This is a genomic window from Kocuria sp. KRD140 (assembly GCF_017168375.1).
GTDB classification, from domain to species: Bacteria; Actinomycetota; Actinomycetes; order Actinomycetales; family Micrococcaceae; genus Kocuria; species Kocuria marina.
The window spans coordinates 20,612-34,337 of the sequence record NZ_JABFAW010000005.1; the positions used below are offsets into that span (position 1 = coordinate 20,612).

11 protein-coding genes and 1 pseudogene are annotated in these 13,726 nt (G+C 68.3%); 6 read left to right on the top strand and 6 right to left on the bottom strand.

Annotation, left to right across the window (positions count from 1 at the left end; genetic code table 11):
- Nucleotides 1-56: 56 nt before the first annotated feature.
- The 6 genes from J1M36_RS05735 (at nucleotide 57) to J1M36_RS05760 (ending at nucleotide 6,621) form a co-directional block, all read left to right on the top strand.
- Nucleotides 57-1,025, top strand: a complete 969-nt coding sequence (locus J1M36_RS05735; RefSeq protein ID WP_206478853.1) for a LysR family transcriptional regulator — start codon at nucleotides 57-59, stop codon at nucleotides 1,023-1,025.
- 136 nt (nucleotides 1,026-1,161) lie between these two features.
- Complete coding sequence (locus J1M36_RS05740; protein WP_085106841.1) at nucleotides 1,162-1,977, top strand: sulfurtransferase; 816 nt, start codon at nucleotides 1,162-1,164, stop codon at nucleotides 1,975-1,977.
- A gap of 94 nt (nucleotides 1,978-2,071) precedes the next feature.
- Nucleotides 2,072-2,749: a hypothetical protein gene (locus J1M36_RS05745; RefSeq protein ID WP_206478854.1), complete on the top strand. Its 678-nt coding sequence runs from the start codon at nucleotides 2,072-2,074 to the stop codon at nucleotides 2,747-2,749.
- 128 nt (nucleotides 2,750-2,877) lie between these two features.
- On the top strand, nucleotides 2,878-4,548 hold the full coding sequence (locus J1M36_RS05750) for an AbgT family transporter (RefSeq protein ID WP_206478855.1): 1,671 nt from the start codon (nucleotides 2,878-2,880) through the stop codon (nucleotides 4,546-4,548).
- Nucleotides 4,549-4,792: 244 nt separating this feature from the next.
- Nucleotides 4,793-5,536, top strand: coding sequence for a hypothetical protein (locus tag J1M36_RS05755; RefSeq protein ID WP_206478856.1), 744 nt, complete (start codon nucleotides 4,793-4,795; stop codon nucleotides 5,534-5,536).
- Nucleotides 5,537-5,787: 251 nt separating this feature from the next.
- Entirely contained in the window at nucleotides 5,788-6,621 is an 834-nt protein-coding gene (locus tag J1M36_RS05760) for a hypothetical protein (RefSeq protein WP_206478857.1), read from the top strand.
- A 244-nt stretch (nucleotides 6,622-6,865) separates the two neighbouring features.
- Here J1M36_RS05760 and J1M36_RS05765 read toward each other — a convergent pair whose 3' ends face one another.
- The 6 genes and pseudogenes from J1M36_RS05765 to J1M36_RS05790 all read right to left on the bottom strand — a co-directional run bounded on the left by J1M36_RS05765 (nucleotide 6,866) and on the right by J1M36_RS05790 (nucleotide 13,621).
- Entirely contained in the window at nucleotides 6,866-7,573 is a 708-nt protein-coding gene (locus J1M36_RS05765) for an aldolase/citrate lyase family protein (protein ID WP_241246928.1), read from the bottom strand.
- Nucleotides 7,574-7,683: 110 nt separating this feature from the next.
- Entirely contained in the window at nucleotides 7,684-8,469 is a 786-nt protein-coding gene (hpaH, locus tag J1M36_RS05770; RefSeq protein ID WP_206478859.1) for a 2-oxo-hept-4-ene-1,7-dioate hydratase, read from the bottom strand.
- A gap of 36 nt (nucleotides 8,470-8,505) precedes the next feature.
- The gene (gene hpaD, locus J1M36_RS05775; RefSeq protein ID WP_206478860.1) at nucleotides 8,506-9,672 is read right to left on the bottom strand and encodes a 3,4-dihydroxyphenylacetate 2,3-dioxygenase; all 1,167 of its coding nucleotides are present in this window, start codon (nucleotides 9,670-9,672) and stop codon (nucleotides 8,506-8,508) included.
- Nucleotides 9,673-9,721: 49 nt separating this feature from the next.
- Nucleotides 9,722-11,257 carry a 5-carboxymethyl-2-hydroxymuconate semialdehyde dehydrogenase gene (hpaE, locus tag J1M36_RS05780; protein ID WP_098054630.1) on the bottom strand — a complete coding sequence of 512 codons (1,536 nt, stop codon included), beginning with the start codon at nucleotides 11,255-11,257 and terminating at the stop codon, nucleotides 9,722-9,724.
- 120 nt (nucleotides 11,258-11,377) lie between these two features.
- Nucleotides 11,378-12,067, bottom strand: coding sequence for a GntR family transcriptional regulator (locus J1M36_RS05785; protein WP_064847124.1), 690 nt, complete (start codon nucleotides 12,065-12,067; stop codon nucleotides 11,378-11,380).
- A gap of 28 nt (nucleotides 12,068-12,095) precedes the next feature.
- Nucleotides 12,096-13,621: pseudogene (locus J1M36_RS05790) on the bottom strand (fumarylacetoacetate hydrolase family protein).
- Between the last annotated feature and the right edge of the window lie 105 nt (nucleotides 13,622-13,726).

Here is a 13,726-nt window from a genome sequence, read left to right on the forward strand (position 1 = left end):
CACACCATATCCATAGATCCAATACAATTTTTTCTGGGCAGACATAAGGACACATTATGGATACGCGCCAGCTCACGTACTTCCTCGCGGTCGTGGACCACCAGGGCTTCACTGCCGCGTCCGCGGCCCTGCGGATCACGCAACCGGCTCTGAGCAACACCGTGAAGCAACTCGAGAAGGAATGCGGCGTGCCGCTGCTGCACCGCGGCGCACGCGGCACCCGGCCCACCGAGGCCGGCAAACAACTCGCCACGGACGCCCGGCGCATCCTGCACGACCTCGCGTCCACCACAGCGCGCATGCGGTCGATCGCCCAGGGTCGGCGGGGTCAGGTCACGCTGTCCGTGGCACCCGCGTTCGAGTGGTGGCACCTGCCGCACGCGCTGAACATCCTGGAGAGCGCGGCCCCGGACATCGACATCGACCTGCGGGACCCCTCCCCGGACATCACACTGCGCACGTTGCACGAGGGCGTGATCGATCTGGGGGTCGTCCTGACCTCGGACGTCTCCGCCCTGCGGCGGATCCACGGCGCGGACCTCTCCCTGGAACCCCTGCTGACCATGCCGCTCGTGGTGCTGTTGCCGCGCAGCATGGACACCCTGCCGCCTTATGTCTCCTTGGCGGACCTGGCGTCCGAGACGTGGCTCGTGCCCGCCCGCTACCCGGGACTGTCCGGGCTGCCGGAGTTACTGGCCAACGTGTGGCGCGAACGCCCCACGACCCGCCCGGAGACCGTCACGGAGGTGTCCACGCTGCAAACATGTGTCCCGCTCGTGGCGGCCGGGCGCGGGGTGGCGCTCGTGCCCGAGCAGGTGCGGGAGATCATGGGCGCCAAATGCGTGATCCGGAAGGTGCGGGAGAGCGTGGCGCACCAGACCGCCGTCGTCGGCTGGCGCACGCAGCAACCACTGTCCCCCGCCGCCCTGCGCGTCAAGGACGTCCTGTTGGACCCCGCCACGTGGGCGCGACCCGGGGACGCCGTGGGTCCGGATCCCGCGCTCGAGCAGGAACAGAGCTGGTGACCACCTCCTGCCATAATCGGCGCTTATCGGTCATCCCGCGTTCCTCGTGAAGGGACGCACGTACCGGGCCTAGGCTGGGAGACAGCACGCGGCGTCGTCGTCGGAGGACGTCGTCGCAGGAAGTGGGGAGACTGTCATGGACCCGTTCGTATCACCCGATTGGCTCGCCGAGCACCGCGAGGACGTGGTGCTCGCGGACGCCCGCATGTACCTGGACGGACGCAGCGCGGAGGCCGCCTACCTGCAGGGACACCTGCCCGGCGCGGTATTCGTGGACGTGGCCACCGCGCTCGCGGCCCCGGCCTCCCCGGAGAAGGGTCGGCACCCGCTGCCCACCCCCGAGGATTTCGCCGCGGCGATGTCCCGGGCGGGCATCGGCGATGACACCACGGTGGTCGCGTACGACGACGCCGGCAACGTCATGGCCGCGCGCCTCATCTGGATGCTGCGCACCACGGGCCACCGCGCCGCGCTGCTCGACGGCGGCCTGTCTGCCGCAGGCTCCGGCGAGCTGGAACGACGCCGCACGGTCCTCCCCGAGGCACGTTTCACCCCGGTGCCGTGGCCGCCCGACGCGCTCGCGAGCATCGACGAGGCGGTCCACGGCCCACTGGTCGTGGACGCGCGCGACCGCACGCGGTTCGCGGGCAACACCCCCGATCCCGTGGATCCGCGCTCCGGCCACATCCCGGGCGCCGTGAACGTCCCGTGCCGTGAGCACCTGACCGAGCGACAGACCCTGCAACCGGTGGAGCAGTTGCGGGAGCGATTCGAGCGCGCGGGGGTCACGGACGCGCACCACATGATCTCCTATTGCGGCTCCGGTGTGACGGCGTGCCACAACCTCCTCGTGGCCGAGCACGCCGGACTCGGCACGGGACGGCTGTTCCCCGGGAGCTGGTCCCAGTACTCCCACACGGACCGCCCCGTGGAGACGTCTCCTCAGGGCTGAACCATCCCTCACGGTACTTACGGTTTCCCCACCTGGGTGCCAAGATGGGAAGCACCACAGTGGTTAGCGCCACGGACAGTACAGGAGACACGTCATGACTCAGCAACCCGAGAACCCGGATCCCATCGCGTCCGCCGGTCAGATCGACGATCCCGACCAGCCCACCACCGTGCAGGGCCACGACGACTCCCGCGCCGGCCGCGACACCCAACCGGATGAGAGTTCCGCGGAAGGGGACCCCGACCAACCCGGCGCGGTCCGTCGCACCAGCGTCCCCCCGGCGGGCGCCACCGATCCGGGCACCGTCGACGGCGCGGTGAACGCGACCGATCGCGGCAGCGTCGTCGAGGAGCGCAGCGTCCGTGACGACCGCGACGTCGTGCGTGATGACCACGCCGCGGACCACGGCAAGCCGCCCAAGGCGTTGAAGGAGACCGGCTTCCCCAACGTGGGCGAGGGCACCGTGGACGAGCAGAGCGCCCGCGATGTCGATTCGGAGGCGCTGGCCGGAACGCGGAAGTTCCAGCCCAGGCCCGGGGATCCCAACCCGAACATCTCCGCGAACCCCGCCGACCGCCCGGACGTGGACGGCGAGGTCGACGACGAGGGCAACGCCCAGTACCAGCGCTCCGAGGAGATGCCGGACATCGAACCCGTGCGGCACTCGCACATGGTCGAGGACCGTGTCCAGGAGCAGGAACGCGACTACGACCTCGAGACCACCGAGGACGGCGAGCGCTACCTCACACCCAAGGACCTGCCGAACAACTGACGGCGGTCCCCCAAGCGCGCCCGGTCGGACACCCGTTCGACCGGGCGCTCGTGTTTGCGTGGCCTTGATAGTCTCGGGCTTTCCGGGCACCGCAGGTGCCGCGTCCCCGACCACGAAAGAACCGGGCCATGACCGACCCTTCGTTCACCGTGCATGCCGCGGCCGGCAGCTCGCCCGCCCTCGGCCCGGGGCGGGACCCCGCGCCCGGCGGCCGACCGCCCTCGGGAACGTCCGGGCGCGACGGCGCACTGCTGCGGTTCCTGAACGGCGTCGAGTGGGTGGGCAACAAGTTGCCGCACCCGTTCTGGCTCTTCGTGATTCTCGCCGGTCTCGTGGCGGTGCTGTCCGCCGTACTCGCGACGGCCGGTGTCACCGCGCAGAACCCCGCGACCGGGGACGTGGAGACCGTTCACAACCTGCTGACGTCCGAGGGGCTGCAGGCCATGGTGGGCGACGCCGTGGAGAACTTCGCCTCCTTCCCGCCCCTGGGCGTGGTGATCACGGTTTTGCTGGGCGTGGCCGTCGCCGAACGCAGCGGGCTCATCAACACCGCGGTGAAACTCGTGGTCTCCCGCGTCTCGGCGGGATGGCTCACGTTCGTGCTCGCGCTCACGGGTGTCACCGGTTCCGTGGCCTCGGACGCGATCGTGGTGGTGCTGATCCCCCTGGGCGCGGCGGCGTTCAAGGCGGCCGGCCGCTCCGCCGTGCTGGGCGCGGTGATCGCGTTCGTCTCGTCCTCGGCCGGCTTCAACGCCTCGCTGGTGGTCAACCTGACCGATCCGCTGGTGGGCGGGATCACCCAGTCCGCGGCGCAGCTCGTGGATCCCGAGTACACGGTCTCCCCCATCGCCAACTACTTCTTCTCCGCGGCCTCCGCCGTGGTGCTGGCGCTCGTGATCACCCTGGTCTCGGAGACCGTCCTGACCCGGATGACCAAGAAGTACCACGCGGCGGAACGCTCCGAGGCGGAGGCCGCACGGGCGGCCGAGGCCGGCGACGGCGAGCACGCCGAGACCTTCACGGCCCAGACCCTGACGGTCACGTCCCGGCGGGAGACCACCGCCCTGTGGGCCGCCGTGGGAACGCTCGTCGCGGGCCTGGGCATCTACTTCACCCTGTTGTTCATCCCCGGCACACCGTTCCCCGGGGAGGACGGCACCCCCCTGACCTCGGTACTGATCAGCAGTGTCGCGGTGCCCATCGGGCTGCTGTTCTTTGTGTGCGGTATCGCTTACGGGACCGTGGCCGGGACCATCGACAAGGCCTCGGACGTGCCGCCCATGATGGCCTCCGCGATCACCCAGGTGGCACCCCTAATCGTGCTGTTCTTCGCGGCCGCCCAGTTCATCGCGTGGTTCGACTGGTCCAACATGGGCACCGTACTGGCCATCAAGACCGCCGGGGTGCTCGGCTCCGCCGGGGTCCCGCCCGTGGTGCTCTTCGCAGGCATGGTGGTGCTGATCTCCGTGATCAACCTGTTCATCACGTCCGGCTCCGCGCAGTGGACCCTCACCGCGCCCGTGCTGGTGCCCATGTTCATGTACTTGTCCATCCCCCCGGAGACCACGCAGATGCTGTTCCGCATCGGGGATTCCCCGTCCAACGTGCTCTCGCCGCTGAACCCGTTCTTCGCCATGACCCTGGGCTTCATCCAGCGCTGGTACCCCAAGGCCGGGATCGGCACTCTCATGTCCATGGTGCTACCCCTGTCCCTGGCCATGATCGTGGTGTGGTTCCTGTTCTTCCTGGCCTGGTGGGGCCTGGGCATCCCGCTCGGACCCGGCTCCCCCACACGCTGACGCCGCAATGTTCACGGACACTTCGCTCCTTGTCCCCCAAAAGGGACAGTGTTGTCCCCTTAAGAGTTCGACGTCGCCGTGAACCGCGTTCTCCCAGGTCATCGTGGGATTACGCGGGGACGGAACTGCGTTCTATGAAAATGAAAAATCACGGGTTGATTACAACGCGGATGTGGCATTGCAGCGACCCGGACAAGTTGTCAGCCTGTTTGCTATGGCGAAGACGACATCACCTCGAACATGGATGACCACCCTTGCCCTGGTCGGGGCGTTCGCAGTGACCGGATGCGGGTCCAGCAACGATTCCGGCCCGGGCAACGACGCCGCCGGGGCCACCCAGGGGAGCACGCCGCAGGGTGGGGAGCAGACGAGCACCGACGCGAGCGGCACACAGCCCCAGACCGGTGACTCGCCGTCCGGTGAGGCGCAGTTCGGGACGAGTGCCACTCCGGATGCCGACCACAGCGCGGACGTCTACGAGCTCACGGAGACCTACACGGATCCGGCGAAACTGTTCACGGTGAAGTACCCCAAGTCCTGGAAGGTCCAGAAGGACAACGGGTACCTGAAGTTGACCAGCCCGGACGGGAAGGTCCAGGGCAAGGTGGCATCCACCAAGGTCCGACCCCCCAAGGGCGATTGGTTCACCCGCCCCACCCACCCCCTGATCGGGGAGGAAACCGGGTTGAGCAAGCAGGTGGGCACCCAGGTGTTCACGTACTCCACCTACGTCCCGGCCCCGCCGCACAGCGAGCGCAGCGATTCGGTCCTGTGGGGGCTCACGGAGTCCGACAGCCAGGGCATCGTGTCCCTCCCGGGCGGGGACAAGCGGGACGAACTGTGGGCGGAGTTCTATTACGCCCCCGTGAACAAGGGGAACCGACCGCTGTCCCAGAGCCAAGGGGTCAAGCTGGTCAATCAGATCAACGAGACGGACGAGGCCGGCACGGTGGACGCGATCCTCAAGTCCATCCGGGCCGTCGACTAGAGACGACCCGCCGGCCGTTCGTCGGGGCGGGGCAAAGAGCGCGGGGAGAGTGGCCGGTGCGGTCATTCCGGTGGGTTGCCGGGATGACCGCACTGATGTTTTTCGGCGGGTGATCCGAGTGGGCGCGCCGATCCGATCACTCGAGAACACCCCTGCGACATGGGCAAACACGGAGGTGTCCTACATCACAGGTGCATCACACTTTATTGTTCACTATTGCAAACAACATGGCTCGGATCCACGCTGGTGCCATGACACACAACACAGCCCGCAGCTGGGCCATCACCCTCGGTATCACGTCCGCCCTCGCTCTGACGGGGTGCACCGCGTCGAACGGCGCGGCCACCCCCACGAGCTCCGACACCACCACGCACAGCACCGCACCGCCGCAATCGGGCGGGACGGCGACGTCGATTGCGGGGTCCGCCGCGCCGTCGGCGACACAGCCCGGGGACTCCGGAACGACCGCACCATCCACGCCCTCGGCGTCGGATGCGAGTTCCGAACCGGTTGGGGCGCCCGGCGCCACCACTGAACCGACCGAGCCCGCACCGGGCGACCAGACAGGTGACACGATCGCCCTGTCCGAGACCTACACCGCGCCGGACGGGGCCTTCAACATGAAGTACCCCGCCTCGTGGACCGCGAAGACGGATCAGGGGTACTTGGAGCTCACGAGCCCCACGGGTCAGGCGATGGGTCGGATCGCCACCACGGACGTACGACCGCTGCGCGAGGACTGGTTCACGTCCCCCCGCTACACGGTGCCCGGTGAGACCACACAGTTGTCCGAGGACATCGGGGCGCAGGTGAGCACGTACTCCGCGTACCTCCGCAGCGCCAAGGGTCCGGACGAGGACTCCGTGCTCTTCGGCCTCTCACAGGTCAACTCCTCCGGCCTGGTGAGCCTGGCGGGAGGCGAGACGGGTCGCGAGTTGTGGGTCGAGTTCTCCACCGGCCCGGTCAACACGACCGGGAGGTTCGTCACCGATGAGGAACTGGTCGACATCCTGAACACCACGGTCGCCACTCACCCGGACGTCCCCGCCATCCAGGCGATGCTGCACAGCATTTCCATGGACTGACACGCGACGGACTGAGCCACAAGATTCCAGGCAGTGCCGCGTGCATTCTGGGGTATGCGGAAGCCAGTATCGAAATTCTGGGCACCCTGGAGCCAGTATCCGGCGAGCGAGTGGTTTTGGAGTGCCTAGGAAATCGTGCCCGGCTTTAGCTGCCCCAGAAATCGCCGGTGGCTTCGGAGTGCCTCGAAGTGCGCGGATGGCCTGCCGGGCCCGAGAGCTGCGGCGCGACGCTGGCCCTCGGCGGCTACTTCCGGAACGCCTCCAGCAGGGCCTTGCTGCCGGCGGCGAGCAGAGCGACGTCGGCGCCCACGTTCACGAAGTCCGCGCCCGAAGCGAGGTAGTCCCGCGCCTGGTCCTGGGCGAACGCGTTGACGCCCACGAACTTGCCGGCGGCCTTCACCTCCGGGATCACGTGCTTCACGGCGGCCACGACGTCCGGGTGGGTCTGCTGACCGAGCAGCCCCATGGACGCGGCGAGGTCCGACGGGCCGATGAACACACCGTCCACGCCGTCCACGGCGGCGATCGCGGCGGCGTTCTCCACGGCAGCGGCGGACTCCGCCTGAACGATCAGCGTGATGGTCTCGCGTGCCCGGGTCAGGTACCCGGGGATCCGGTTCCACCGGCCGGAGCGGGCCAGGGCGGAGCCGACGCCGCGCACACCCCCGGGCGGATAGGCCACCGCCCGAGCGGCGGCCTGCGCCTCTTCGACCGAGTCGACCATGGGCACCACGAGCGACTGGGCCCCGAGGTCCAGGTACTGCGTGATGAGCACCTCGCTGTTCTCGGGGACCCGCACGACCCCGAGCGTGGGGTAGGCGGCGATCGCGCGCAGCACGGACTGGATGGTCTCGAGCGACAGCGGCGAGTGCTCGCCGTCGATCAGCAGGTAGTCGAAACCGGCCCCGGCCAGGATCTCCGCGGCGGCGGGATCCCCGGAGGAGTGGAACATCCCGATCACCGGCTGATCGTCAGAGGCGAGCGGGAAGAGGTCCTTGAGGCTCGGCAGCACACCGGGCAGGTTGGGAGCGTCCTCCGCGCGGAACGCGTGGATCAGATCGTTCACTCGAACCGACATGTGATGGCCCCCAGATCTCTGTAATCGGCGTGCACGGTGTCCCCGGGGTGGACCCACATGGGCTTGGTGAAGGAACCGGCCAGCACGATGCTCCCGGCGGGCAGGGTGTCGTCGTGCGCGGCGAGCTTGTTGGCCAGCCACGCCACACCGTTCGCGGGGTGGTTGAGTACGGCCGCGGCCACGCCGGTGTCCTCGAGGCTCTCGTTGCGGTACAGCAGCGCGGAGACCCAGCGCAGGTCCACGGAGTCCGGAGCCACGGGGTTACCGCCGTAGACCATCCCACCCAGGGCCGCGTTGTCCGAGATGGTGTCCACGATCGTGCGGCCCTCCATCTCGATGCGCGAGCTGAGGATCTCCAGCGCCGGGACCACGTACTCGGTCGCGCGCAGGACGTCGAAGATGGTCACGTTCGGCCCGGTCAGCTCGTCCCGGAGCACGAACGCGAGTTCCACCTCGATGCGCACGTTGGAGTACTGGTCATGGCGGATCACGGAGCCGTTCTCGTACACCTGGTCCGCGAAGATCGCCCCGTAGTCCGGTTCGGTGATGCCCGTGGCCTCCTGCATGACCTTGGACGTCAGCCCGATCTTGCGCCCCACCAGCCGACGTCCGGCGGCCTCGCTGCGGCGGCGCCACTCGTTCTGCACCGCGTAGGAGTCCTCCACGGTCATCTCCGGGTACTGCTGCGTGAGCCGCGGAATCATGGTGCGCTCGCGCTCGGCCGCGGCCAGATCGTCCGCGATCTTAGTGATGCGTTCCTTCTCCAGCATGGTGTCTCCCTCGCCTTGGTCGTGGAAGCCGAACGGTCAGAGCTGGTGACCCAGCTTGTACTCGCCCTGCTTCCACTCGGGCATGGACTCCTCGCCCTCGGAGGGGCGGGTGTAGGAGAAGCCGTCCGCGCCGATGGTCGCGGCGAGCTCGGACTCCTCGGTGCGGGCCACGACCTCCTGCGGGTTGCCGTCCAGGTCCAGCACGAGGGAGGCGTCCGTGTACCAGGACGGGACCACGGGGGTGCCCCACCAGTCGCGGCGCTGGTTGTCGTGGACGTCCCACGTGACCACGGGGTTGTCCGGGTCACCCGTGTAGTAGTCCTGCGTGTAGATCTCCACGCGGTGACCGTCCGGGTCGCGCAAGTACAGGTAGAAGGCGTTGGACACGCCGTGGCGGCCGGGGCCGCGCTCGATCATGTCCGAGCGGCGCAGCGCACCGAGCTTGTCGCAGATCGCCAGGATGTTGTGCTTTTCGTGGGTGGAGAAGGCCACGTGGTGCATCCGGGGACCGTCGCCGCCGGTCATGGCGGTGTCGTGCACGGTGGGCTTGCGGCGCATCCACGCGGCGTACACCGTGCCGTGCTCGTCCTGGATGTCCTCGGTCACGCGGAAGCCCAGGTCCTGCATGAACTTGGTAGCGCGGGGGACGTCCGGGGTGACCTGGTTGAAGTGGTCCAGGCGCACCAGGGCACCCGGGGTGTAGAGGTCGTAGCGCCAGGCCAGGCGCTCCACGTGCTCCACGTCGTGGGAGAACTCGTACGGGAAGCCCAGGGGGTCCTCCACGCGCACCGACTCGCCGATGCCCTTGGTGAAGCCCTCCGCGCGGCGTCCCACGCGGCAGCCGAGCTCCTCGTAGAAAGCCACGGCCTTGCCTAGGTCCTCGGGGGTGCGCACACGGTAGGAGAACGCGGCCACGGCGGCCACGGGGCCCTGGCGCAGCACCAGGTTGTGGTGGATGAGCTCCTCGATCGAACGCAGGTAGATGGTGTTCTCGTCCTCCTCCGTGACCGTGAGCCCCAGCACGTCCACGTAGAACTCGCGAGACTTCACGAGGTCCGTGACCACGAGCTCCATGTACGCGCAGCGCAGGATGTCCGGCGCGGGCACGGACGGGGTCGTGATGGGGTTGTCGGTGGTAATCGGAGCTTCCTGCGAAACGTAGAAGCCCGAGGACGTCATTGTCCGATCAGCGGGATTCGTCATGGTGTGTCCTTCTCGTGGGTGGCACCGGGTTGGTAGAGGAGGGGGACGCTCAGGCGTCCATTTCTTCGGTGGCGTCTTCCTGCTTGCCGAACACGGGGTTGTGCACCTCGCCCAGGTTGATGTGCACGGCCTGCTGGTCCGTGTAGAAATCGATCGAGCGGTAGCCGCCCTCGTGGCCCAGCCCGGACGCCTTCACGCCGCCGAACGGCGTGCGCAGGTCACGCACGTTGTTGGAGTTGAGCCACACCATGCCCGCCTCCACGTTCTGCGCGAAGTTGTGGGCACGCTTGAGGTCGCTCGTCCAGATGTAGGCGGCCAGGCCGTACCTGGTGTTGTTGGCCAGCTCCAGGGCTTCTTCCTCGGTGTCGAACGGCGTGATCGCCACGACCGGACCGAAGATTTCCTCCTGAAAGATCCGGGCGTCTGGCTTGACGTCCACGAACACCGTGGGGGCCACGTAGTTACCGGTCTCGAAGCCCTCGGGGCGACCGCCACCGGCCACCAGACGGGCCTCCTGCTTGCCGATCTCCACGTAGGACATGACCTTCTCGTAGTGCTCGGGGTGCACGAGCGCGCCCACCTCGGTGGACGGGTCCGAGGGCAGACCCACCTTCACGCGCTTGGCCTGGGCCGCGTAGCGTTCCACGAACTCGTCGTAGATCCCGCGCTGGACCAGGATGCGCGAACCCGCGGTGCAGCGTTCGCCGTTGAGGGAGAACACACCGAAGATCGTGGCGTTGATCGCGCCCTCCAGATCGGCGTCGTCGAACACCACGGCCGGGGACTTGCCGCCCAGCTCCATGGACAGACCCTTGAGGAAGGGCGCGGCGTTGCCGAAGATGATCTGCCCGGTGCGGGACTCGCCCGTGAACGAGATCAGCGGGACGTCCGGGTGCTTGACCAGCGAGTCGCCGGCGTAGCCTTCCTCGCCGAAGCCGTTGACCAGGTTGAACACACCGGCCGGGACACCGGCCTCCTCGAAGATGCCGGGCCACAGGGACGCGGACAGGGGCGTGAACTCGGCCGGCTTGAGCACCACGGTGTTGCCCGTGGCCAGGGCCGGACCCAGCTTCCAGGACTCGAGCATGAACGGGGTGTTCCACGGGGTGATCAACCCGGCCACACCGATCGGCTTGCGGTTGACGTAGTTCACCTGGCGGCCGGGGACCTTGTAGGCGTCGTCGATCTGGGCGACGATCAGGTCCGCGAAGAAGCGGAAGTTCTCCGCGGCGCGGCGCGCCTGACCCAGGGCCTGGGTGATGGGCAGACCGGAATCGTAGGACTCCATGGCGGCGAGCTGGCCACCGCGGGACTCCACGATGTCCGCGATCTTGTGCAGCACCCGCGAGCGCTCACGGGGCAGCATCTTGGGCCAGGGCCCCTCGTCGAACGCCTTCTTAGCTGCGGCCACGGCGGCCTCGATGTCCGCCTTCTTACCGGAGGCGGCCTTGATATAGGGCTTGTTGGTCACGGGGTTGAGCACCTCGAACGTGTCCCCGTCCACGGAATCCACCCATTCGCCGTTGATGTAGTGGCGGATGGAATCGGGAAGGTTCTCGGGCGTGGTCTCCTGCAGAGCTGCCATGGGATGACTCCTCCAGTCGGTGACTTCTGACGGGTTGCTTCTGATTGCGTGTTCTTGATGGACCGGTCCTGACCGGGCGCGCCCGGCCGGCGGCCCGATCGGTACGGGTGGGTCGGTGGTTCACGAGCTCCGGCGCTGCGGCTCCTCGTGGGTGTCGGCGCGGCTGCTGAGGTAGCTGCGAAGGGTCGCGGAACGGTGCTGGCGCACGGCGCGCTCCACGGCGTCGGCTGGGGCGCGGGTCTCGATGAGGTGCAGGATGTGGTAGTGCTCGTTGACCGAGGCGCGCGCACGTTCGGGGATGAACGAGAACGTGGAGGTGCGCAGGTGGTTGAGCCGTTCCCACTCGACCATCACGAGGTCGTTGAGGCGTTCGTTGGGGCACCGGCATGCGAGCACCCGGTGGAACTCGTGGTTGGTCTCGGTGAACGCCTGCGGGTCGAAGTTCTTCAGGGACGCCTCCAGGGAGACGTTGAGCTGGCGGGCGTGCGCGAGGTCCGCCGCGGTCATGTGTTCCGCGGACAGCGCGGTGGCCGCACCCTCCAACAGACCGAGGGTCTCCATGCTGTAGCGGTACTGCTCACCGTTGACCATGGACACGCGCGCACCCACGTTGCGCTCGAAGGTCACGAGGCCCTCCGCCTCGAGCCGCCGGATGGCCTCGCGCACGGGCACCACGGACATCTCCAGGGTCTCCGCGATGCTCGCGAGCACCAGGCGGTAGCCGGGTGAGAACGCCTGGGTCATGATCTGGCTCTTGATCCAGTCGTAGGCACGCTGGGCCTTGCTGGGGGCCCCGGTGGTCGTGGTCACGGATTCCTCGGTTCGCTAGGGGTGTCGGTCAGTCGTCGGAGGCGGGGTGTTCCGCCAACCACTGCTGGAATTCTTCCTTCCACTGCCCCGTGGGCGGGAAGAGCCCCTTGACGGGGTTGCCCTCGGCGACGCGCTCGGCCACCCAGGCGTCCTCGTGCTCCTTGGCCAGGGCGGCGTCCACGACGTCCTCGGCGAGCTCGCGCGGGATCACGATGACGCCGTCGTCGTCACCCACGATCACGTCACCGGGCAGCACGGTCGCGTTGCCGCACGCCACGGCGACGTCCTGGTCCCACGGGACGTGCCGGCGGCCCAGCACCGCGGGGTGCGCGGTCTGCGCGAAGACGGGCAACCCGATCTCGGCGACGGCCGCGTAGTCGCGTACACCGCCGTCGCTGACCACTCCCGCCGCGCCGTTGAACTGGGCGCGCAGCGCGAGGATGTCACCGAGCGTGCCGGAACCTGCCGCCCCGCGGGCCTCGATCACGATCACCTCACCCGGGCCGACGGCGTCGAAGACCTGCTTCTGCACGTTGTACCCGCCGCCGTGGGACGTGAAGAGATCCTCGCGGTTGGGCACGAAGCGCAGGGTCCTGGCCGTGCCGACCATCGTGGTGCCGGGCGTCTGCGGGTACACGCCTTCGATCACCACGTTGTTGAGTCCGCGCTTGCGCAGCTCCGCGGACAGCCCGGCCGTGGGCGCCTTCTCGAGCTTGGCGCGCAGCGCCTCGGGCAGCGCCGCGGCGTCGGAGTCCGGCAGACCCGCGGCCTCGCGGGAACCCCACGCCTCCTCGCGCTGCTTGTCGTCCACGGCGGGCATGACGCCCAGCCCCTCGTCGAAGCTCTCGTCACCCTCGGTCACGTGGCTGATCAGGCGGCCCGACGACGGCGCTCCCGCGGCCTCCGGCGCGTCCACCTCGATCTCCACGACGTCCCCGGGCTGCGCGACCGAAGAACCGGCGGGGGTGCCCGTGAGGATCACGTCCCCCTCCTCGAGGGTCAGGTGCTGGGAGAGGTCCGCCACGAACTGGGCGAGCGGGAAGATCATGTTTTCCGCCGCAGTGGTGTCCTCCTGGACCAGCTCACCGTTGCGCCACGTGCGCACGCGCAGCTGCTCCGGGGAGATCTCACGGGCGTCGATCAGGAAGGGGCCCAGCGAGGTGTAGCCGTCGCGGCCCTTGTTACGCAGGTTGGAGCCCTTGTCCGCGGCGCGCAGGTCGTAGAGCCCCCAGTCGTTGACAGCGGTCACGGAGGCCACGGGGGACCACGCGTCCTCGAGGGAGACGTTCTTCGCCGCCGTGCCGATCACCAGGGCGACCTCGCCCTCGAACGCGAGCAGCTCGGTACCGGCGGGGCGCTCCACCGCGGTGTCCAAACCACCCAGCGAGCTCGCGGGCTTGAGGAAGTAGGACGGGACGGCAGGCTTGCGACCGCGCTGCGCCGCACGGACTCGTAGGCCACGTGCACCGCGATGATCTTGCCCGGGTGCACGGGAACCGGCTGTTCAGGCGTCCCGGATGAGGCCTGCTGAGCGTCCTGGGGGTTCTCGGTCACGGCCACCGCCTCCTCGTTATCGTCAGAATATTATTTGAAATCGTATATTATCCATGCATTCTGGGCAAGTGGCGCGGACCACACCATCCCCCCCCCCGGGACACC